The sequence below is a fragment of the Micromonospora rosaria genome (genome assembly GCF_001567585.1).
GTDB classification, from domain to species: Bacteria; Actinomycetota; Actinomycetes; order Mycobacteriales; family Micromonosporaceae; genus Micromonospora; species Micromonospora rosaria.
In genome coordinates this window covers 17,517-38,349 of record NZ_LRQV01000030.1, presented here as the reverse complement: position 1 = coordinate 38,349, position 20,833 = coordinate 17,517, and the positions used below count along the sequence as shown (strand labels likewise).

At 74.4% G+C, this 20,833-nt stretch carries 15 protein-coding genes and 1 pseudogene; 6 read left to right on the top strand and 10 right to left on the bottom strand.

What is annotated here, in order from left to right:
• Window positions 1–32 precede the first annotated feature (32 nt).
• Genes AWW66_RS11215 through AWW66_RS11200 form a run of 4 tightly spaced genes read right to left on the bottom strand, consistent with a single transcriptional unit; the run spans window position 33 to window position 4,336 of the window.
• On the bottom strand, window positions 33–851 hold the full coding sequence (locus AWW66_RS11215; RefSeq protein ID WP_067363857.1) for an inositol monophosphatase family protein: 819 nt from the start codon (window positions 849–851) through the stop codon (window positions 33–35).
• Window positions 844–1,296, bottom strand: coding sequence for a response regulator (locus AWW66_RS11210; RefSeq protein WP_067363853.1), 453 nt, complete (start codon window positions 1,294–1,296; stop codon window positions 844–846). Before AWW66_RS11210 ends, AWW66_RS11215 begins: the two co-directional genes overlap by 8 nt.
• Window positions 1,293–3,038: a sensor histidine kinase gene (locus tag AWW66_RS11205; RefSeq protein ID WP_067363922.1), complete on the bottom strand. Its 1,746-nt coding sequence runs from the start codon at window positions 3,036–3,038 to the stop codon at window positions 1,293–1,295. Before AWW66_RS11205 ends, AWW66_RS11210 begins: the two co-directional genes overlap by 4 nt.
• A 47-nt stretch (window positions 3,039–3,085) precedes the next feature.
• Entirely contained in the window at window positions 3,086–4,336 is a 1,251-nt protein-coding gene (locus tag AWW66_RS11200) for a PP2C family protein-serine/threonine phosphatase (RefSeq protein ID WP_245648177.1), read from the bottom strand.
• A gap of 283 nt (window positions 4,337–4,619) precedes the next feature.
• Here AWW66_RS11200 and AWW66_RS11195 point away from each other — a divergent pair, with 283 nt between their 5' ends.
• Window positions 4,620–6,998 (top strand): M28 family peptidase, encoded by a 2,379-nt coding sequence (locus tag AWW66_RS11195; RefSeq protein WP_067363850.1) that lies wholly within the window; start codon window positions 4,620–4,622, stop codon window positions 6,996–6,998.
• Between the two features lie 168 nt (window positions 6,999–7,166).
• Here AWW66_RS11195 and AWW66_RS11190 read toward each other — a convergent pair whose 3' ends face one another.
• The 3 genes from AWW66_RS11190 to AWW66_RS11180 all read right to left on the bottom strand — a co-directional run bounded on the left by AWW66_RS11190 (window position 7,167) and on the right by AWW66_RS11180 (window position 8,710).
• Window positions 7,167–7,421, bottom strand: a complete 255-nt coding sequence (locus AWW66_RS11190; protein ID WP_013736060.1) for a Smr/MutS family protein — start codon at window positions 7,419–7,421, stop codon at window positions 7,167–7,169.
• Window positions 7,422–7,440: 19 nt separating this feature from the next.
• Window positions 7,441–7,839, bottom strand: coding sequence for a tetratricopeptide repeat protein (locus tag AWW66_RS11185; RefSeq protein WP_067363847.1), 399 nt, complete (start codon window positions 7,837–7,839; stop codon window positions 7,441–7,443).
• 100 nt (window positions 7,840–7,939) lie between these two features.
• Entirely contained in the window at window positions 7,940–8,710 is a 771-nt protein-coding gene (locus AWW66_RS11180; protein ID WP_067363844.1) for an ROK family protein, read from the bottom strand.
• An 85-nt stretch (window positions 8,711–8,795) separates the two neighbouring features.
• On the opposite strand from AWW66_RS11180, the gene AWW66_RS11175 reads away from it, so the two are divergent.
• Both AWW66_RS11175 and AWW66_RS11170 read left to right on the top strand, forming a co-directional pair.
• Window positions 8,796–10,433, top strand: a complete 1,638-nt coding sequence (locus AWW66_RS11175) for an ABC-F family ATP-binding cassette domain-containing protein (protein ID WP_067363841.1) — start codon at window positions 8,796–8,798, stop codon at window positions 10,431–10,433.
• 185 nt (window positions 10,434–10,618) lie between these two features.
• Window positions 10,619–11,344, top strand: a complete 726-nt coding sequence (locus AWW66_RS11170) for a class I SAM-dependent methyltransferase (RefSeq protein ID WP_067363838.1) — start codon at window positions 10,619–10,621, stop codon at window positions 11,342–11,344.
• Between the two features lie 100 nt (window positions 11,345–11,444).
• Here AWW66_RS11170 and AWW66_RS11165 read toward each other — a convergent pair whose 3' ends face one another.
• Complete coding sequence (locus AWW66_RS11165; protein WP_245648165.1) at window positions 11,445–12,911, bottom strand: amino acid permease; 1,467 nt, start codon at window positions 12,909–12,911, stop codon at window positions 11,445–11,447.
• Window positions 12,912–13,215: 304 nt separating this feature from the next.
• Here AWW66_RS11165 and AWW66_RS11160 point away from each other — a divergent pair, with 304 nt between their 5' ends.
• Together AWW66_RS11160 and AWW66_RS11155 are read left to right on the top strand one after the other, a co-directional pair.
• Entirely contained in the window at window positions 13,216–14,931 is a 1,716-nt protein-coding gene (locus AWW66_RS11160; protein ID WP_067363913.1) for a glycoside hydrolase family 10-like protein, read from the top strand.
• 182 nt (window positions 14,932–15,113) lie between these two features.
• Entirely contained in the window at window positions 15,114–15,647 is a 534-nt protein-coding gene (locus AWW66_RS11155; RefSeq protein ID WP_067363835.1) for a phospholipase, read from the top strand.
• A 20-nt stretch (window positions 15,648–15,667) separates the two neighbouring features.
• Here AWW66_RS11155 and AWW66_RS11150 read toward each other — a convergent pair whose 3' ends face one another.
• Both AWW66_RS11150 and AWW66_RS32615 read right to left on the bottom strand, forming a co-directional pair.
• Complete coding sequence (locus AWW66_RS11150) at window positions 15,668–18,457, bottom strand: ATP-binding protein (RefSeq protein ID WP_067363832.1); 2,790 nt, start codon at window positions 18,455–18,457, stop codon at window positions 15,668–15,670.
• Window positions 18,458–18,609: 152 nt separating this feature from the next.
• A complete protein-coding gene (locus AWW66_RS32615; protein ID WP_083978399.1) occupies window positions 18,610–18,831 on the bottom strand; it encodes an FmdB family zinc ribbon protein in 222 nt (73 codons plus the stop codon).
• 609 nt (window positions 18,832–19,440) lie between these two features.
• On the opposite strand from AWW66_RS32615, the pseudogene AWW66_RS35245 reads away from it, so the two are divergent.
• Window positions 19,441–20,813, top strand: a pseudogene (locus tag AWW66_RS35245) (lytic transglycosylase domain-containing protein).
• Window positions 20,814–20,833: the final 20 nt, after the last annotated feature.

Here is a 20,833-nt window from a genome sequence, read left to right as displayed (position 1 = left end):
ACCGTCACCGTCGGCGACGGGCGGGCGGTGCGCTAGTGGCCGAGCTCACCGAGCAGTGCGTCGTGGACCTCGGTCCAGACCTGCGGAGAGGCCGCGATCAGCAGGCCCAGACCCTCCTCGGCCGGGTGGTAGGCGCTGCCGTCGAGGCGGTCGGCCACCCCACCGGCCTCCCGGAGCAGCAACGCACCGGGCGCATGGTCCCACGGCATGGTCCGCCAGAACAGGACGTACTGCCGCTGGCCGGTGAGCAGGTCCAGGTATTCCCGGCCGGCGCAGTGGTGCCCGGGGACCAGCCCGCCGAGCCGGGTGGCGCCGGCCTCGACCCGCTGCCGGGTGGCCGCCGGCAGGTACCGGGTGGTGACGCTGCCCCACAGCGCGGCCGGACCGGTGCCCGCGACGGGTGGCTCGACCCGGTGGCCGTCGAGCCGGGTGCCCGCCCCGGCCCGCGCGGTGGCGAGGGTGCCGGCCAGCGGGTCCAGGATCCACGAGGCGACCGGCTCGCCGTCGGTCAGCAGCGCCACCATCAGGGCGAACGGCCGCCGGCCGGCGGCGAAGTTGGCGGTACCGTCGATCGGGTCGACCACCCACACGTCCCCGCCGCCGCGCAGGTGCCGCAGCAGGCCCGGGTCGGCGGCGACCGCCTCCTCGCCGACCACCACGGAGCCGGGGCGCAGCCGGCGCAGCCCAGCGGTGATCATCTCTTCGGCACGCTGGTCCGCGACGGTGACCAGCTCGCCGGGGGCCTTCTCGGTGATGTCCGCCTCGTCGAGCTTGCGGAACAGCGGCAGGACGATGTCGGCGGCGGTGTCGCGGAGCAGCTCGGCGACGTCGTCGAGGAGGGTGTCAGCCACGCGGCGGCAACTTCACCACGCTGACGAAGAACTCGTCGATCTGCCGTACCACCGAGATGAACCGCTCGAAGTCGACCGGCTTGGTCACGTACGCGTTGGCGTGGAGCTGGTAGCTGCGCAGGATGTCCTCGTCGGCCTGCGAGGTGGTGAGCACCACCACCGGGATCCGGCAGAGCTGCTCGTCCTTCTTGATCTCCTCCAGCACCTCCCGGCCGTCCCGGCGGGGCAGGTTGAGGTCGAGCAGGATCAGGTCCGGGGTCACCACGTCGGCGTACCGGCCCTCCTGCCGGAGGTAGGCCAGGGCCTCGGCCCCGTCGGAGACGACGGTCAACCGGTTGCGGAGCTTGTGCTCCTCGAACGCCTCCTGGGTCATCAGGACGTCGCCCGGATCGTCCTCGACCAGCAGGACCTCGATCGGGCTCTTGCCGTCCGCCGGCGCGGTCATCCCACCGTCTCCTTCGTGCCGCCTGTGCCACCACCGCCCGGCTCACCGGCCGGGTCCGGGGTGTCCTGCCGTCTCGCCTGCCGCACGGCCGGCCCGGTCCGGTCCGACCCGCCGTCGTCGTCGAGGGCGGCACCGGTCCCGGCGTCCGCGTCGGCGTCGGCCGGGCCGTCCGCCGCCGGTCCGGCGGCGTCCTCGCCGGTCGCCGCGTCCTCGGCCGCCTCCGCCGCCAGGGCGGCCTCGACGTCCTCGTCCCGGGCCGGGAGGGTGAACCGGATCGCCGTACCCTCCGGGGTGCCGGTGTCGACCCAGACCCGGCCACCGTGGTACTCCACGATCTTCTTCACGATAGCCAACCCGATGCCGGTGCCGGGGTAGGCGTCCTTGGAGTGCAGCCGCTGGAAGATGACGAAGATTTTGTCGGCGAACTCCGGCTCGATCCCGATGCCGTTGTCCTGGCAGGAGATCTCCCACTCGCCGTCGACCAGCCGGGCCGAGACGTGCACCTTCGGCGGCACGTCCGGGCGGCGGAACTTCACCGAGTTGCTCACCAGGTTGACCAGCAGGTTGGTCAGCAGCGGCTCCTCGCCCCGGATCACCGGCAGCTCCGACCAGGTCAGCTCGGCGTCGGCGTACTGCCGGCCCGCCTCGGTCTGCCCGGCCACCTCGGCCATCACGCGGTTCAGGTCGACGTCGGTGAAGCCGGTGGTGAGCCGCCCGATGCGGGAGAAGGCCAGCAGGTCGTTGATCAGGCGCTGCATCCGCTGGGCGCCGTCCACCGCGAAGGCGATGTACTGGTCGGCGCGCTCGTCGAGCTGGCCGGCGTACCGGCGCTGGAGCAGTTGGCAGAAGCTGGCCACCTTGCGCAGCGGCTCCTGCAGGTCGTGCGAGGCGACGTAGGCGAACTGCTCCAGGTCACGGTTGGAGCGGACCAGCTCCTCGGCCTGCTTCTGGAGCTGGCTGTTGACCCACTCGATCCGCTCCCGGGCCTCCCGGACCTCGTCCAGCTCCCGGGCGATCTTCTGCCGCATGCTGTCGACGTCCTCGGCGAGGGCGAGGAACTCCGGCGGCCCCTCCCCGGCGATCCGGTGCCGGTAGTCGCCGTCGGCCACCTCGCGCACCTGCCCGGCGAGCGAGGTCAGCGGGCGGACCACCATCTTCTCCAGGGAGAGCAGCAGGACCGTACCGGCCAGCACGACCACCACCGCCGCCACGATCAGCAGCAGGACCAGCAGGTCACCGGTGCGCTCTATCTCGCTGACGACCCGGTCCCGGGCGGTGAGGATCTCGGCCTGGAGCGCCTCGATCGCGCTGCGGATGCCGTCGAACTGCTGCCGGGCCTGGTCGTTGAGGAGGGCCTGCCCGGCGGCCGGGCCGTTGGCGGTGGTCGCGTTGATCACCGGCTCGGCCACGGTCGACCGCCACTGCTCGGCCCGTTCCTCGACCAGCCGCAGCTCCTGGGCGATGCCCGGGTAGTCGTCGATCAGCCGGCTGATGGTGGCGACGATCTCCCGTTCCTGGCGCACCCCCTCGTCGTACGGGGCGAGGTCGGTCCGGTCGCCGCTGACCGCGTACCCGCGGACCCCGGTCTCCTGGTCCAGCAGGACGCTGAGCAACTCCTGCCCGTGCACCCGCAGCGGGCCGGTCTCGGTCAGCGCGGCGTCGGTGTACTGGCGGTTCTGCGAGGCCACCACCGCCTCGGCCCCGGCCAGCGCGACCAGCAGCACGCCCACCACGGTGAGCATGGCCACCACCCGGCGGCGCAGGGTCCAGCCGTTCGTCCGCGAGGTGCTCACCGGCTGTCCCCCCGGCTCACCAGCAGCATGGCCACGTCGTCGGCGAGCGGGCCGCCGTTGAGCTGCTCCGCCCGGCCGACCAGCCAGCCGGGCAGCTCGGGCAGCGGCACCGCGTGGTTGGCCGGCTCGTCGAGCAGCCCGGTCAGTCCGGGGACGTCGAGCCGCTCGTCGCCGGCGCCCACCCGCCCCTCGATCAGGCCGTCGGTGTACATCAGCAGGGACCAGTCATCGGTGTCGAACTCCAGGTCGAAGGCCACGGGCCGGCGGGGTCGTACGCCGAGCAGCAGACCGCCCGGTGCCGGCACCGGCGCGACCTTACCCCCGGAGAGCAGCAGCGGCGGGGGATGACCCGCCAGCCGGACGGTGGCCCGGTTGGCGTCGATGTCCAGGCGGGTGGTCGCCACGGTGGCGAAGATCTCCTGCAACCGGCGCTCGCTCATCAGCACCTGCTCCAGCGCCGGCAGCACCTCGTCGTCCGGCACCCCGGCCAGGATCAGCGCCCGCCAGGCGACCCGCAGCTCGACCCCGAGGGCCGCCTCGTCCACGCCGTGCCCGCAGACGTCGCCGACGATCAGGTCGACCCGGTCCGGCCGGGTCTGCACCACGTCGTAGAAGTCCCCGCCGATCAGGGCGGCGTGCCGGCCGGGGCGGTAGAACGTGTGCACCGCGATCTGGTCGGTGGACATCAGCGGCTGGGGCAGCAGGCCGCGCTCCAGCCGGGCGGACTCCGCCTGGCGCAGCTCCACCTCGCGCAGCCGGCGGGCGTTCTCGTCGGCCCGCTTGCGTTCCACCGCGTACCGCAGGGCGCGGGTCAGCAGCACCCCGTCGACCTGCCCCTTGACCAGGTAGTCCTGGGCGCCCTCGGCGACCGCGACGATGCCCAGGTGCTCGTCGGTACGGCCGGTGAGCACGCAGACCGCGGCACCGCTGGACATCTCCAGCACCTGGCGCAGCCCGTCCAGCCCCTGCGCGTCGGGCAGGCCCAGGTCGAGCAGGACGCAGTCCACGCCCATCACCCGCTGCCGGGCCTCGCTGAGGCTGGTGGCGACCAGCAGGTCGATCATCGAGTTGGTCTCGGCGAGCAGCTCACCGACGAGGAAGGCGTCCCCCTCGTCGTCCTCGACCAGCAGCACGCGCAGCCGTTCACCCGGAGGAAGGCCGGGATGGTGCCCGAGGCCGCCCTGCGGCAGGGGGCGCGGCACGACGGCGGGTCCGGCCGGGCCGGTGACCCGGTGCGGCCGGGTCACCGCCGCGAGGCGCGGGAGATCGCTGCTGATGTCAGGCTCCTTCCGAGTGCCTCGCCGATGCTGTATTAGACAACGGTCGCACACGACACGCCGAGGCCGGCACCGGCGTGCCCTTCCCGCCCTCCGCTGCGGTGGGAGCGCGCCCGGCCCCACCGTCAACGGTACGGGGTGCTTTTTCCGGCCCGTCGAACTCCGCTCTGGTTCCGGCCGCCGCGGCTGTCCGCACTGGCCGCTGAGCGTGCAGGATGGTGCGCACCACCGGCCCCACCCCCGAGGAGACCCCGTGGGCGTACCCGTCACCCGCCCCGAGGACCGGGCCCTGGCCCGTCCCCGCCGCCGCCCACTCGCCGCCCTGCTCGCCCTCGCCGCGCTCGTCGCGGTCGGCGCCGCCGGCCTGCTCGACCTGCGTACCCCGGCGCCCCGGCCGGTCGACGCCCCGGCCGACGAGTTCAGCGCCGGCCGGGCGTACCAGCACGTCGAGGTGGTGGCGGCCGAGCCGCACCCGGTCGGCAGCCCGGCCAACGACCGGGTCCGCCAGCACGTCGAGGGCACCCTGCGCGGGCTGGGCCTGGAGACCGAGGTGCAGGACACGGTCGCCCCGGAGGCCGGCCAGCTCAGCGGCGGGGCCGGCGGCGCGACCCTGGCCCGGGTCCGCAACGTGGTGGCCCGGCTGCCCGGCACCGACCCGACCGGCCGGGTCTTCCTGGTGTCGCACTACGACTCGGTGCAGACCGGGCCGGGCGGCAACGACAACGCGGCCGGCACCTCGACCATCCTGGAGGTGGCCCGCGCCCTGGCCGCCGGCCCGCGACCGCGCAACGACGTCGTCTTCGTGCTCACCGACGCCGAGGAGGCCTGCCTCTGCGGTGCGTCGGCGTTCGTCGGCGGCCATCCGCTGGCCGCCGAGGGCGGGGTGGTGCTCAACCTGGAGGCGCGCGGCTCCACCGGGCCGGTGATCATGTTCGAGACGTCCCGGGACAACGCCGCCCTGGTGGACGTCTTCGGCCGGGCCGCGCCGCACCCGGTGGGCACCTCGTTCGCCGTGGAGGTCTACCGGGCGCTGCCCAACGACACCGACTTCACCGCCTTCCTGGGCCGCGACTTCGTCGGGCTGAACGCGGCGTACATCGACGGCGGGGCGATCTACCACACCCCGCTGGACACCGCCGCCAGCCTGGACCGGCGCAGCCTCCAGCACCACGGCGACAACACCCTCGGCCTGGCCCGCGAGTTCGGCCGGGTCGACCTGACCGGGCTGCGCGCCGGGCACGACGCCACCTACTTCCCGGTGCCGGGCGGGCTGGTCCGGTACCCGGGCTGGTTGACCTGGCCGCTGGCGCTGGCCGCGCTGGTGGCGGTGGCCGCGCTGGGCTGGCTGACCCGCCGCCGGGGCCGGGCCGGCACCGGCCGGCTGGTCGCCGGCTTCGGGCTCGGGCTGGTGCCGATCGTGCTCGCCCCGCTGGGCGCGCAGGTGCTCTGGTGGGGGGTCACCACGATCCGCCCCGAACACGCCGAACTGCTCGACCCGTACCGGCCGACCTGGTACCGGCTGGCCGTGCTGGCGCTGGCCGCCACGGTGCTGACCGGCTGGTACGCGCTGCTGCGCCGGTGGGCCGGGCCGGCCGCGCTGGCCGTCGGCGCGCTGGGCTGGCTGGCCCTGCTCGGGGTGCTGCTCGCCGCGCTGGCCCCCGGCGGGGCGTACCTGTTCACCCTGCCCGCGCTGGCCGGCGCGGTCGGCGGGCTGGTCGCGCTGCGCACCCGGATCGACGGGCCGGGGCCGGTGGTCGCGGTCACCGTGGCCGGGGCGGTCGCGGTGACCGTGCTGCTGCCCACGGTGGTGCTGCTCTTCCCGGCGATGGGCATGGCGATGGGTGGCGTCGCCGCCCTGGTCGCGGTGCTGCTCGGGCTGGCCGTGCTGCCCGTGGTGGACCTGCTGCACCCGGCGGCCGGCGGGCAGCGCGGGCTGGTCGCCCTGCGGGCCCGCCGGCTCGGCGGGCTGCCCACCCTCGCCGCCGCGATGGCGACGGTGGTCCTCGCCGGGCTCGGCCTGGCCGTCGACCGTTTCGACGCCGCCCACCCCGCCCCCACCCACCTGATGTACGCCCTGGACGCCGGCACCGGGCAGGCCCGCTGGCTCAGCCGCGAGACCGACCCGCAGCCCTGGACCGCCGGGTACGTCGGTGCCGTGGAACGGGTGGACGACCTCCCCGGGCTGGGCGTGCGGGACCTGCGGACCGGCCCCGCCCCCGCCGCCGACCTGCCCGCGCCGACCCTGGCGGTGCTGGGCGAGACCACCGAGGGGGTCAACCGGACGCTGCGGCTGCGGCTCACCCCGCAACGCCAGGCCCGCCTGGTCAGCCTGCACGTCGACACCACCAGCGCCGTCGTCGGCGCGATGACCGTCGCCGGCCGGCCGGTCACCCTGGACCGCGTCACCGAGCGGTGGGACTTCGGCGTCGTCTTCTACGCGCCCCCGCCCGAGGGCGTCGAGATCACCATGACCGTCACCCCGAAGCCGGGTCAGCCGGTACGCCTGCGGGCGATGGACAGCAGCGACGGCCTCACCGGCCTGCCAGGCTTCCGCCCCCGCCCGAGCGGGGTGGGCGTGGTCGGCTCGCACAGCTCGGACGTGGTCGCGGTGGCCCGCACCTACGAGCTGTGAGCCGGCCGCTGCGGGGTGCGGGCGCGCGCTGGCGTGGGGCGGTCCCGGGCATAATGCGGTCCCGGGCACCATGACGATTCGAGCGGTATACCTACCAGGCATATTTATTCCTGGTAGGTATACCGCTCGACGGTGGTACCGCCTCCGGTACCCGGGCGGGCGGGGGCGCTACTTCCAGCGGAAGTGGACGAAGAGGCGGCCGAAGTTCTTCGAGTCCTTCTCCACCCGGTGGTAGAGCTGCTTGACGTCCTTCTGGTCGAGGAACCGCAGCACCCGCTTCTTGAGCTGGCCCGAGCCCTTACCTGGGATGATCTCGACGAGGGTGGCCTTCTTGGCCACCGCCTCGTCCATGATCCCGCGCAGTGCCCGGTCGATGTCGTGGCCCTTGTTGAAGATGTCGTGCAGGTCCAGCTTGAGCTTCACCGCCCGGCCACCCCTCCGCTCAGCTCGCGTGCCGCCTCATCGTAGAGCCGTTGGCACCGCCGCCGACCCGCGACTCGACCCGGCGCAGCGCCGTGGTGTAGTCGGTGTTCGTCCCGTGCATCGCCGCCGCGATGCGCAGGTGCCGCAGCGCGTCGACGGGCCGGTTCAGCCGCTCCAGCGTCCGCCCGAGCACGTGGTGCGCGTAGTGGTCGCTGGGGTCACGGTCGACCAGCTCCCGCAACTGCTCCTCGGCCCGGTTGAGCTGGGCGGACTGGAAGTACGCCCGGGCCAGCAACTGGCGTACCGAGGAGTTCTCCGGCTCCGCCGCCACGATCGGCTCCAGCAGCCGGGCCGCGCCCCCCGCGTCGCCCGCCTCGAAGAACATGGTCGCCCGCCGGTACTCGGCCAGAAAGTCCATCCGACCCACCTCCTGGTGTCGCCACGCCACTTCCCCGACGCTGGCACAACATCGCCGGGACCGCGAGTGTTCCCCGGATGGAAGTTGCGCCGAACCCCGGTCAGCCGGTCGGGTCGTACCGGCCGGCGACCAGGTCCCAGGCGCGCACGCCGCCGACGATGCCGGCGGTGTTCGGTACCACCACCACGTCGTCGCCCATCCGGGCGAGCTGTTCGGGACGGATCAGCCGGGAGTTGCCGCCACCCAGGTAGAGGCGGTCCCAGCGGACCACCGGGCGCAGCCCCTCCACCACCTGCCGGATCCGACGGGACCAGAACCCGTCACCGAGGCGGCGGCGCTCCGGCTCGCCCACGTACGTGTCGTAGGTGGTGCCCCAGCGCACCGGGGCGTGGGACAGCTCCAGGTGCGGGGCGAGCGACCCGCCGTCGAAGAGCGCGCTGCCCAGCCCGGTGCCCAGGGTCAACACCAGCTCGCAGCCGGTCCCCGCGACCACCCCGGCGCCGTGCACCTCGGCGTCGTTGAGGACCAGCGCGGGTACCCCGAAGGCGTCGGCGAGCGCCGCGCGGGCGTCGTACCCGGACCACTCGGCGAGCAGCGCGGGGTCGACCTTGCTCCGGGGGCCGGCGCGGGTCACGTAGTGCGGGGTCGCCACCACCACGCCGTGCCGGATCATGCCGGGCATCCCGACGGTCACCCGCTCCGCCGTCGGCAGCCGGGCCCCCAGCTCCACCAGCGTCTTCACGAACAGCGCGGGCGGCAGCGGGTACGGCGTGGGCACCCGCAGCGGGCGGGCCCGCATGGTGCCGGCGGCGTCCAGCACCGAGGCCTTGATCCCGCCGCCACCGCAGTCGATCGCCAGAGTGGTCACCACTCCCGCGAGTCTGCCTCGTACCGCCGCACCGGGCGCGCCGGGTGCCCGAAATCGGCGGGGCCGGCGGGGCTAGGCTCGACCATTGATGAGCGCGACGCTGGTGGTCAAGGATCTCGCCGCCGGGCACGGCGACCGGCTCCTCTTCTCCGGGCTCGACCTGGTGGTCGCCCCCGGGGACGTGGTCGGCCTGGTCGGGGTGAACGGCGCCGGCAAGTCGACGCTGCTGCGTACCCTCGCCGGTCTGCTGCCGGTCGAGGCCGGGGCGATCTCACTCAGCCCGCCCACCGCCACCGTCGGGCACCTGCCGCAGGAGCCGGAGCGGCGGGCCGACGAGACGGTACGCGACTTCCTCGGCCGCCGGACCGGGGTGACCGGGGCCCAGGCCGCGCTGGACGCCGCCACCGAGGCGCTGACCGGGGGCGCCCCGGGCGCCGACGACACGTACGCCGACGCGCTGGAGCGCTGGCTCGCCCTCGGCGGCGCGGACCTGGCCGAACGGGCCGAGCAGGTCGCCGCCGACCTGGGCCTCACCGTCGACCTGGACCACCCGATGACCGGGCTCTCCGGCGGCCAGGCGGCCCGCGCCGGGCTCGCCTCGCTGCTGCTCAGCCGGTACGACGTCTTCCTGCTCGACGAGCCCACCAACGACCTGGACCTGGCCGGGCTGGAACGGCTGGAGCAGTTCGTCACCGGGCTGCGGGCCGGCACCGTGCTGGTCAGCCACGACCGGGAGTTCCTCACCCGCACGGTGACCCGGGTGCTGGAGCTGGACCTGCACCAGCAGCAGGTCAACCACTTCGGCGGCGGGTACGCGGCGTACCTGGAGGAGCGGGAGGTGGCCCGCCGGCACGCCCGCGCCGAGTACGAGGAGTACGCCGACACGAAGGCCGACCTGGAGGCGCGCGCCCGCCTCCAGCGCTCGTGGATGGAGAAGGGTGTCCGCAACGCCCGGCGCAAGGCCACCGACAACGACAAGATCGGCCGCAAGTTCCGGTCCGAGTCGAGCGAGAAGCAGGCGGCGAAGGCCCGGCAGACCGAACGGCTGATCGAGCGGCTGGAGGCGGTCGAGGAGCCGCGCAAGGAGTGGGAACTGCGGATGGAGATCGCCGCCGCGCCCCGCGCCGGTGCCGTGGTGGCCACCCTCCGCGACGCGGTGGTCCGCCGGGGCGACTTCGTGCTCGGGCCGGTGGACCTCCAGATCGACTGGGCGGACCGGGTGGCGGTGACCGGGGCGAACGGCTCCGGCAAGTCGACGCTGCTCGGCGCGCTGCTGGGCCGGCTGCCGCTGGAGCGGGGCCACGCCACCCTCGGCCCCGGGGTGGTGGTCGGTGAGGTGGACCAGGCCCGGCAGCTCTTCCTCGGCGACCAGCCGCTGCTGGACACGTTCCGGCTGGCCGTACCGGAGCTGTCGCCGGCGGACGCGCGGACCCTGCTGGCCAAGTTCGGCCTGCGCGCCGACCACGTGCTGCGGCCGGCGGCGACCCTCTCCCCCGGCGAGCGGACCCGGGCCGCCCTCGCCCTGCTCCAGGGGCACGGGGTGAACCTGCTGGTGCTCGACGAGCCGACCAACCACCTGGACCTGCCGGCCATCGAGCAGTTGGAGTCGGCGCTGGCCGGGTACCCGGGCACCCTCCTGCTGGTCACCCACGACCGCCGGATGCTGGACGCGGTGCACACCACCCGACGCCTCCGGGTCGACGCCGGCCACGTCACCGAGCACTGACCCCCACACCCGCCCTTGGTGTAAGGAAGGGCCCCTTATTAACACGTCGAGGTGAGAAGGGTTCCCTTCTCTACCGTATGCGTTAACAGGGGGCCCCTCCTTACACCCCGCCCGTTCCGGTGAATGCGCCGACGACGGGGCATACCGCCCGACATCGCGGGTATCGGCCCGGCCGGAGGTGGCCCATGGTCGCGCTGACCCATACCCCGCCCTCGGCCGAGCGGCTGCGGGCGGTCGACGAGTTCCTCGCCGAGGCGTGGGCGGACCAGGTGTCCCACGACGACCGGCTCCGCGACCTCGCGGTACGGGTGCGCTTCGACCGGGGGGTGGCGCACGTGACCGGCGAGGTCCCCGACGGTACCCACCTGCGGCTGGTACGGGACCGGCTGGGCCGGCTCGCCGGGGTGTTCGGGGTCTGGTGCCGGGTCCGGGTGGCCGGGCGGGAACCGGTCGTGGTCGACCTGGGCTGCGGCGGCACCAAGCAGTACCCGGGCAACCTGGGGCTGGACATCTTCCCCGCACCCGGGGTGGACGCGGTCGCCGACCTCTCCGGTTCCCTGCCGCTGGCCGACGACTCGGTGGACGTGCTCTTCGCCGTGCACATCCTGGAGCACCTGATCGACTTCCTGCCGCTGGTGGACGAGTGCCACCGGGTGCTGCGGCCGGGTGGTGTCCTGCACGTGATGAGCCCCTGGTGGGGGCACGTGAACGCGGTCGCCGACCCGACCCACGTCCGGCTGCTGGACGTGCAGACGGTCAAGGGGATCTGCGTGCAGCGGCCACCCGGGACCCCGCGCTGGTACCCCCTGCACGCCGGCTCCGACGGCGCGAGCATCTTCGCCGACCTGACCCCGCTGCCGCCGGACGCCCCCGGCCCCACCCCCGCCCACCTGGCCCGCTTCTTCGCCTGACCGGGAGCCGGGGCGGAAGCCGACCAGGAGCCGGGCGGAAGCCGGACGTCCGTGACCCGGAGCGGGATGGGCGGGGGCAGAGCCGGGCGGGAGGGGCGGGTCAGCGGCGGGCCAGGCGGTTGCGGCGGTGGCCGTAGGCGGCGTAGATGACCACGCCGAGCAGCAGCCAGGCGAGGAAGCGCAGCCAGGTCTCCACCGACAGGTTCAGCATCAGGTACACGCAGGCCAGCGCGCTGACGACCGGCAGGACCGGGGAGAGGGGCACCCGGAACGGGCGCTTCAACTCCGGCCGGGTACGGCGCAGCAGCGGCACCGCGACCGAGACGATCACGAAGGCGAAGAGCGCGCCGATGCTGACCAGGTCGGCCAGGGCGGAGAGCGGCAGGAAGCCGGCGAGCAGCGCCACCAGCACCGTCATCAGCAGGGTGACCCGGTACGGGGTGCCCCAGCGGGGGTGGATCTCGCCGATCTTCGGCGGGATCAGGCCGTCCCGGGCGATGGCGTACCCGATCCGGCCGATCGCCACCAACTGGACCAGGATCACGCTGGTCAGACCGGCCACGGCGGCGATCGCCACCAGCGCGCCGGCCCAGTTGGCGCCGACCGCGTTGAAGGCGGCGGCGATCGGGGCGCCCCGGTCGATCTCGGTGTACGGCACCATGCCGACCACCACGAACGACACCCCGACGTAGAGCACGGCGGAGAGCCCCAGCGTGCCGAGCAGCCCGAGCGGCAGGTCCCGGCCGGGCCGGCGGGTCTCCTCGCCGAGGTTCGCCACCGCCTCGAACCCGGTGTACGCGAAGAAGACCACCGCCGCCGCGCTGAGCACCCCGGCGATCCCGAAGACGGACGGCTCCAGCCCGAACAGCACCTGGGTCAGCGGCTGGGCCAGGCCGGACTCGCCGGCGGGCGGCTCCTGCGTCGGCGGGACGAACGGGGTGAGATTGTCGGCGGTGATGAAGAAGAGCCCGGCGGCCACGATGAAGACGCAGATCGCCACCTTGACCACGACCAGGACGTTGGTGATCCGGGCGGACTGCTGGATGCCGACGGTGGCGACCAGGCCGAGCAGCGCCACGATGGCGATCGCGCCGACGTTGACGACGCTGCCCTCCTCGCCGAACCAGGCGGTGGGCAGGCCGAACAGTTCGGCGAGGTACCCGGACCAGCCCCGGGCCACCACGGCCGCGCCGAGGGCGAACTCCAGCAGCAGGTCCCACCCGATGATCCAGGCGACCACCTCGCCCATGGTCGCGTACGCGTAGGTGTAGGCGCTGCCGGCGGTCGGCACGCTGGAGGCGAGTTCGGCGTAGCAGAGCGCGGCGAGCAGGGCGACCACCCCGGCGACGGCGAACGAGACGATCACCGCGGGACCGGCGGAGTCGCGGGCCTCCAGGCCGGTCAGGGTGAAGATGCCGGTACCGATCACGATGCCGACGCCGAAGCCCATCAGGTCGAACGGGCCCAGCTTCCGGCGTAGCCGCCGGCCCTGCTCGCCCTCCTCGGCGGTGCTCTGGGCGATCACGTCCTGGATCGGTTTGGTGCGCAGCACGGACACCGCGCTCACCCCTCCCACCGGTCGGCCACCCCGTCGGCGGCTGGTGACCGGCGTTGCTACCCGCCGGGACGACCAGCGAACCGTCACCCCGCGCAGCCTTTCGGTAACACCTGGCCAGACTCCGCCGCATCACCTCGGATCGATCGATACATCGGCGGGCGTCGCCGGCCACGACCCCTTGCGCAGACCGGGCGGATGTGAAACTTTCCTTCTATCGATATTCGTCGTGCGGCGAATGTCGCCGACCGGTCCGGTCCGGCGGGCCGCCGCCGACGCCGGGGCCGCCCGCCGACCCGACGAAGGGAGGTGCCGGATGACAGCGATCCGGCTGCCCGCCGCCGCCCTGGCCGTGGCGCTGCTCGGCCCGCTTGCCGCCACCGCCCCGGCGACCGCCACGACCACGCCACCCACCAGCCGCCCTGCGCTGACCACCGCCGCCGGACCGACCGGCGCTCCCGCCTCGACCGCCGGTCCCGGATCGACCGCCGGCTGCGACACCGACCCGGCGACGCCGAAACGGCAGTTCCGGGCGATGTGGATCTCGTCGGTGGTCAACATCGACTGGCCGTCGGCCGCCTCGCTGACCGCCCCGGACCGGATCGCCGCCCAGCAGGCCGAGTACCGCGCGCTGCTCGACCTCGCGCAACGACGCCACCACAACGCGGTCGTCGTCCAGGTCCGACCGACCGCCGACGCGCTCTGGCCGTCGCCGCACGAGCCCTGGTCGGAGTACCTGACCGGGGTGCGGGGCCAGGACCCGGGCTGGGACCCGCTGGCCTTCCTCGTCGCCGAGGCGCACCGGCGCAACCTGGAGTTCCACGCCTGGTTCAACCCGTACCGGGTCTCCATGCCGGCGCCGGGCGGGGCCGGTGCCGACCTCGACCGGCTCGCGCCCGGCCATCCGGCCCGGCAGCACCCGGAGTGGACCTTCGCGTACCCGCCGGCCGGGGTCGCCGGCAGCCGGCTCTACTACGACCCCGGGGTACCCGAGGTCCGCGCGTTCGTGCAGACCGCGATCCTGGACGCCGTCCGGCGGTACGACATCGACGGGGTGCACTTCGACGACTACTTCTACCCGTACCCGAGCGGCACGCACGAGGTGCCCGACGACGCCACCTTCGCCCGGTACCACCGGGGGTTCACCGACCGGGCGGACTGGCGACGGGACAACGTCGACCTGCTGATCCAGGAGACCGGCACCCGGATCAAGGCGGTCAAGCCGTGGGTGAAGTTCGGGGTGAGCCCGTTCGGCATCTGGCGCAACGCCTCGGCCGACCCGCTCGGCTCGGACACCACCGGCAGCCAGTCCTACGACATCGTCTCGGCGGACAGCCGCCGGTGGGTACGCCAGGAGTGGATCGACTACGTCGTGCCGCAGTTGTACTGGTACATCGGGCAGTATCCGGCGGCCGACTACGCCCGGCTGGTCCCGTGGTGGGCCGGCACCGTCCGGGGTACCCGGGTGCACCTCTACGTCGGGCAGGCCGACTACAAGAGCGGTGACCCCGCGTACGGGCCGGACTGGCAGGACCCGCGCGAGTTGTCCGACCACCTGACGCTGAACCGGGCGTACCCGGAGGTCCTGGGGAACGTCCACTTCTCCGCCGTCCAGGTCCGGGCCAACCGGCTCGGCGCGACCGACGTCTACGCCGCCGAGCACTACTCCCGTCCGGCGCTGGTACCCGCCATGCCGCACCTGCCGGCCCGGCCACTGCTCGCCCCGGTGCTCGGCGGCGCGACCCGGCAGGCCGACGGGGTCCGGCTGACCTGGCGGCAGCCGGCTGACGGGACGGGCCCGTTCGGGACGGCGACCGGGTACGCGATCTACCGGTTCGACGGGGCGGGTCCGACCGACCCGTGCGGGCTGGCCGACGCCGCGCACCTGGTCGACACGGTCCGGGCGGTCCCCGGCGCGACGCAGTCCTGGGTGGACCCGACGGCCCTGCCGGACCGGCGGTACACGTACCGGGTCACCGCGCTCGACCGGCTCGCCAACGAGAGCCCGGCCAGCCCGCCCCGGCGGCTCTGACCGGGCCGGCCGCCCGCCCCCGGCCGGGTCAGCTCCGACACCTCAGGGCATTCGTCTCTTTCCACGCATGTCACCAATATTTCCCCTCCGTGGAAGATCCATGGACGACGATACAACGACACTGGTCGACATCCCGGTGACCGACCGGTAACCCCACACCCCCGCCACCCTGGAGGTCCCCCATGCGCCGCCGTCTCGCCACCCTCGTCGCCACCGCCGCACTGGCCCTGGCGGGCACGTTCGCCGCCGCGTCCCCGGCCGCCGCCGCCCCCACCCCGCAGCAGAAGCTGAGCGTCCTGTCGAGCTGGACCCAGACCAGTGCCACCAGCTACAACAACTGGAACTCGGCCCGACTCAACCGGGCGCCGTGGGCCGCCTACAACTTCGACTGGTCCACCGACTACTGCTCGTCCAGCCCGGACAACCCGCTCGGCTTCAGCTTCTCGCTGTCCTGCCACCGGCACGACTTCGGGTACCGCAACTACAAGGCGGTCGGCCAGTTCTCCGCCAACAAGGCCCGCCTGGACAGCGCCTTCTACGAGGACCTGAAGCGGGTCTGCGCCACGTACAACTCGGTCGTCCGGCCGGCCTGCCTCAGCCTGGCCTGGACCTACTACGAGGCGGTCCGGATCTTCGGTTCCGTCGCCGCCGTCAGCCAGGCCGACCTGGACCGCGCCGCCGACCTCAAGGCCCACGCCGAGCAGCGAGCCGCCTAGGTGTAAGGAAGGGCGTGGGGTCAGGGGGCGACGGGTGGGGCGGGGGTGGTGAAGCGGGTCGAGTCGGCGGCGAGGTCGGGATGCTCCACCCGGAGCGCGAGCGCCGCCGCCTCCTCCAGGCTCAGCTCGCTCCCCTCCTGGTACGCGGCGTCGAAGGCCCCGTCACCGAGCCGCCCCCGGACCTCCGCCTGCCGCTGCGACCAGTACGCGTCGTGGATGCCGGGGGTGCAGCGCATGCTCGCCCGGGTCGCCTGGGCGGCACCGAAGAGCCGGGCGGCGGTGAGCGGGTCGCCCCCGGCGGCGCAGCGCACCGCGATCGCGTCCACGGTGTCGCAGGCCCGCCCGTGGAAGCCGTGGCTCAGTCGGGAGCGGAGCGCCACCAGCAGGTGCTCGTGCGCGGCCACCAGGTCACCCCGGGCCAGCGCCACCATGCCGAGCAGCATGTCCACCGACCGGCGGCCCCGCTCGACCGGGCGGGCCGCCTCGATCGGGCGGGCCGCGCCCAGCAGCTCCGCCGCCTCGTCCAGGGCGCCCCGCTGCCAGAGCAGCTCGGCCAGGCTGAACACGGCGAAGAGCGCGTCGCCCATCACGCCCTGCTCGTGCGCCCAGTCGATGACCTCCCGGCAGACCCGCTCCGCCTCGACGAACTGTCCCATGTCGACCAGCGGGGCGGCCCGTCCGGCGAGCACCCGGGCCAGCAGGCCGGCCTCCCCGGCCTGCCGGGCGGCGGCCTCGGCCCGCTGCGAGAAGCGCAGCTCCTCGGCCAGCTCACCGTCCGCGCCGGCGTGCAGCGAGTGCAGATGGTACGCCGCCGCCAGCTCCGCCTCGGGGATCACCTCACCGGTCTCGGCGATCCGGCCGTAGAGCCGGAACAGCCAGAGCCGCCCCTCCCGGGCCAGGCCCCGCTCCCGCCACCACTGGTCCAGTCCACCGGCCAGCCGCAGGCCGGCCCGCGCGCTGCCCCCGGTGGCGCACCAGCGCAGCGCGGCCCGCAGCTCCCCGGCCAGCGGGTCCAGGGCGTACAGCGACAGGGTCACCGGCCGCCCGTCCGGGCCCAGGTGGGCCCGTTCCAGGGCGTGCGTCGACCAGGCCACGTGCCGGTCCCGGGCGGTCCGTTCCTCGCCGGCCTCGGCCAGCCGCCGCGCCGCGTACGCCCGGATCGGGTCGAGCATCCGGTACGTGCTGCCGGCGGCGCTCGGCTCGGCCAGCAGCATCGACTTGTCGACCAGCACACTGAGCGGGTCGAGCGGGTCGTCGTCGAGTAGCCACTGCACGGTCGCCAGGTCGACCGGGCCGGCGAAGACCGACAGCCAGCGCAGCAGGCGTGCCGCCCGGGGCCCGAGGGTCCGGTACGACCAGGTCACCGTCGCCTGCATGGTGAGGTGCCGTTCCGCCGCCGACCGGCGGACCGCCCGGGTGGCCGGCGTGGGCGGGGAGGCCCCGGTCGCGGCGGCGACCAGGTCGACGGTGTCCTCCTGGTTGCCGCTCCAGTCCCCCTCGACCGGGGGCGGGGTCGGGTCGTCCCGGCCCGCGTCGAGGGTGCCCAGCACGTCGTCGAGCCGCTCGGCGAGCTGCCCGGCCGAGAGGACCCGCAGCCGGGCGGCGGCCAGTTCGATGGCGAGCGGCAGGCCGTCGAGCCGCTGCACCACCCGCCAGAGGTCGGCCTCCTCGGCCGGATGGGGCTGCCGGCCGCCCCGGGCCGCCACCGTCCGGTCGAGCAGCAGCGCGACCGCGTCGCTCTGCGCCCCGTCGGGGCGTGGGTCGACCGAGAGCGGCGGAATCCGCCACACCACCTCGCCGGGCAGCCCGAAGGACTCCCGGCTGGTGGCGAGCACCCGGACCCCACCGCCGCCGGCGAGCAGCCGGGAGATGAGCTCCGCCGACGCGGCCGGCTGGGCGTCGCAGGTGTCCAGGACGATCAGCATCCGCCGGTCGGTGGCGTACTCGACCAGGGTGTCCACCATCGGCCGGCCGGGCTCCGGACGCAGGCCGAGCACGGCGGCGACGGCGAACGCCACCAGGCCGGGGTCGGTGACCGTGGCGATGTCGACGAACCAGAGCCCGTCCGGATAGGACTCCACCACGCAGGCGGCGAGTTCCACCGCCAGCCGGGTCTTGCCGGCGCCCCCGGCCCCCAGCACGGTCACCAGCCGGTGCTGCCTCATCAACCGGTCCAGTTCGGCCCGCTCGGCCTCCCGGCCGATGAACGTGGTGACCTGGGTGGGCAGGTTGTGCGCCACCGCGTCGGCCGTACGCGGACGCGGGAACTGCCGTTCCAGGCCGGGCGCGACGAGCTGGAACAGCCGTTCCCGGTCGTCGAAGCCGCGCAGCCGGTGCAGGCCGAGGTCGAGCAGGGACGCCCCGGCCGGCAGCGGATCGGCGTGCCGGGCGGTCGCCGCCGAGCAGAGCACCTGCCCACCGTGGGCGGCGGCGGCGACCCGGGCGGCCCGGTGCACCTCCGGGCTGGCGTACTCACCGTCGCGCGGCTCGGCGTACCCGGTGTGCAGCCCCATCCGGACCCGGGGGGCCGACTCCGGGCTGGGCCAGTCGTGCCCGGTCAGGGCCAGTTGGGCGGTCAGGCAGGCGGTCAGGGCGGCGGCGGCGTCGGAGAACGCGATGAAGAACGAGTCCCCCTCGGTGAGCAGCTCCGCGCCCTCGGTGCTGGCCAGTGTGCGGCGCAGCAACCGGCGGTGTTCCCGCAGCACCGGCCGGTACCCCGGGCCGAGGAGCTGAGCCAGCCTGGTCGACCCCTCGATGTCGGTGAACACGAAGGTCACCAGGCCGCTCGGGAGGTCAGTCGGTGTCGACATGCGTGGAACCTCCGCACCTCACGTCGGCATCATGCACTCCCCGGGCCATCCGTAGCGCGCCGTCGGCGGCCAACGGGTGTGCCCCACGGTGCCATTCGACCTGCGCAGCGGCAAGGTCAGGGGAAACACGCCGTCCACTGGGGACGATGGTGTCAGCAGCCGCAGCCTCCACCGCAGCAACCTCCACCGGTGGGCGCGGGCGCACCACCGGCCGCTCCCGCACCGCCCCGGCCGGTGACCGCGACCGTGGAGAGGAGCTTGACCGTGTCGTGGTGCCCCTGCGGGCAGGACGCCGGCGCGCCGGCCTGGGCCATCGGGCGGTTTACCTCGAAGGTGTCGCCGCACGCGCGGCAACGGAACTCGTACCGGGGCATGCCACCAGGGTACGGCCGGACCTGACGTGCTGGGCAGCATGGGTGATACTCGACGGGTGGTGGACGGCCAGGAAAGCTCGATGAACCGACCTCTGCGGCCGGCCGCGCCCCCGGCCGAGCCCGCTCCGTCCGGCGAGCCGCCGGCACCGACCCGCGTCTTCCGGATACCCCGGCCGCGCCGCCCCTGGCTGAGCAGACAGCCTGCTGAGCAGCCCCCGGCCGCCGCCGACACCGCCCCACCGACCGGCACCACCCGGGCCCCCGACACCGCCCCAGCCGCCGACAGCACCCCGGCTACCGGCAGCGCCGGGCCGGCCGGTACGGCGTCGGCCGGCACCACGGCAGCCGATGCCACGGCAGCCGATGCCACGCAGGCCGGCACCACCCAGGCCGGCGGGACGTCAGAGGCACCTACCGGCCCGCCCGACGCCGCCGCCCAGCAGGTCAACGCCGCCGAGCCGACGGTCGGGAAGATCACGACCGGGAAGAGCGAAGCGGGGCAGACCGGCGGAGCGCCCGGGGCCGCCGGACAGGCTGCGACGGGTACGCCAGGAGCGGGCAAGGCCGGCGCGGCGACCGGGACGGCCGGGGCCGCCGACGGCACCGCGGATCCGGCGGCCGGGGCCGCCGACGGCACCGCAGGTCCGACGGCCGGGGCCGGTGACGGCACCGCAGGTCCGACGGCCGGGGCCGGGGACGGCCCGACGGCGGCAGCCACCGGCAGCCCCGAGGCCGGCACCGCCGACACCGCCACCGGAAGGGGGAACGGCAGCGGCAGCCCAGCGGCCGGCACCGGCACCGGCGACACGAAGGCCAGCATCAGCGACACGAAGACCGACGGCACGAAGGTCGAGACCGACGGCGCGGCGGCCGGCGCGGATGGCACGAAGACCGGCACCGGCGACACGAAGACCGACGGCACGAAGATCGGGGTCGACGGCACGAAGGCCAGCACCACCGGTGGCGCGGCGGCGGGGGCGGCCGGTGGGTCGGGGGGTCGGCGGCGGCGGGTTCCGTTCGCGCACGCGCTGCGGACGCCGCCCCGGCGGGCGGCGGCGCGGGCGGCGCAGGCCACCCGGGAGTGGTCCCGGCGGCCCAGCGGACGGCTCACCCTGCCCGGCGTGTTCCTGCTCGCCCTGGTCGCGGCCACGGCGACGGCCGGCGCGCTGCTGGTGCCGGCGACCGCCGGGGACACCCGGCGGGTCGCCGAGGCGACCGCCGACCCGAGCAGCGGCGTGGTGCCGGGGCTCGGGACCGGGGTACCCCTGCCGCCCGGCGCGACGGCGGTGCCGGCCCTGCCCGGCGGGACGCCGCTGCCCGGCCTCTCCGGGTCTCCCCTGCCGGGGGTGACACCGGGTCCCGGGGGCGTGCTGCCGACGGGGCCGGCGGTCGGTCCGGTCGTCGGTCGGCCGGCCGACGCGCTCGCCGCGTGGGCGCAGACCACCGGCGCCAAGGTGGGCATCTCGCCGGTCGCCATGCAGGCGTACGGCTACGCCGAACTGGTGCTCGCCGAGACGAACCGGAGTTGCGGGCTGAGCTGGACGACGCTCGCCGCGATCGGGTTCGTGGAGTCCCGGCACGGGCAGGCGAACGGGGCGACCCTGAAGCCGAACGGCCGGGCGGAGGACCCACTGATCTTCGGGCTGCCACTGGACGGCCAGGGCGGCCGGATGCTGATCCGGGACAGCGACCAGGGCCGGCTCGACAACGACACCACGTACGACCGGGCGGTCGGTCCGATGCAGTTCATCCCGACCACCTGGGAGGAGATCGGGGCGGACGCCGACAACGACGGCGTGAAGGACCCGCACAACATCAACGACGCCGCGCTCGCCGCCGGCCGGTACCTCTGCAAGGGCAGCCGGAACCTCACCATTCCGGGTGACTGGTGGGAGGCGATCCTGTCCTACAACGACGTCCGCCGGTACGCGCTGGACGTCTACAACACGGCCAACCGGTACGGTCAGGCCAGTCGCACGTGAGGTGATCTTCCAAGCACAAT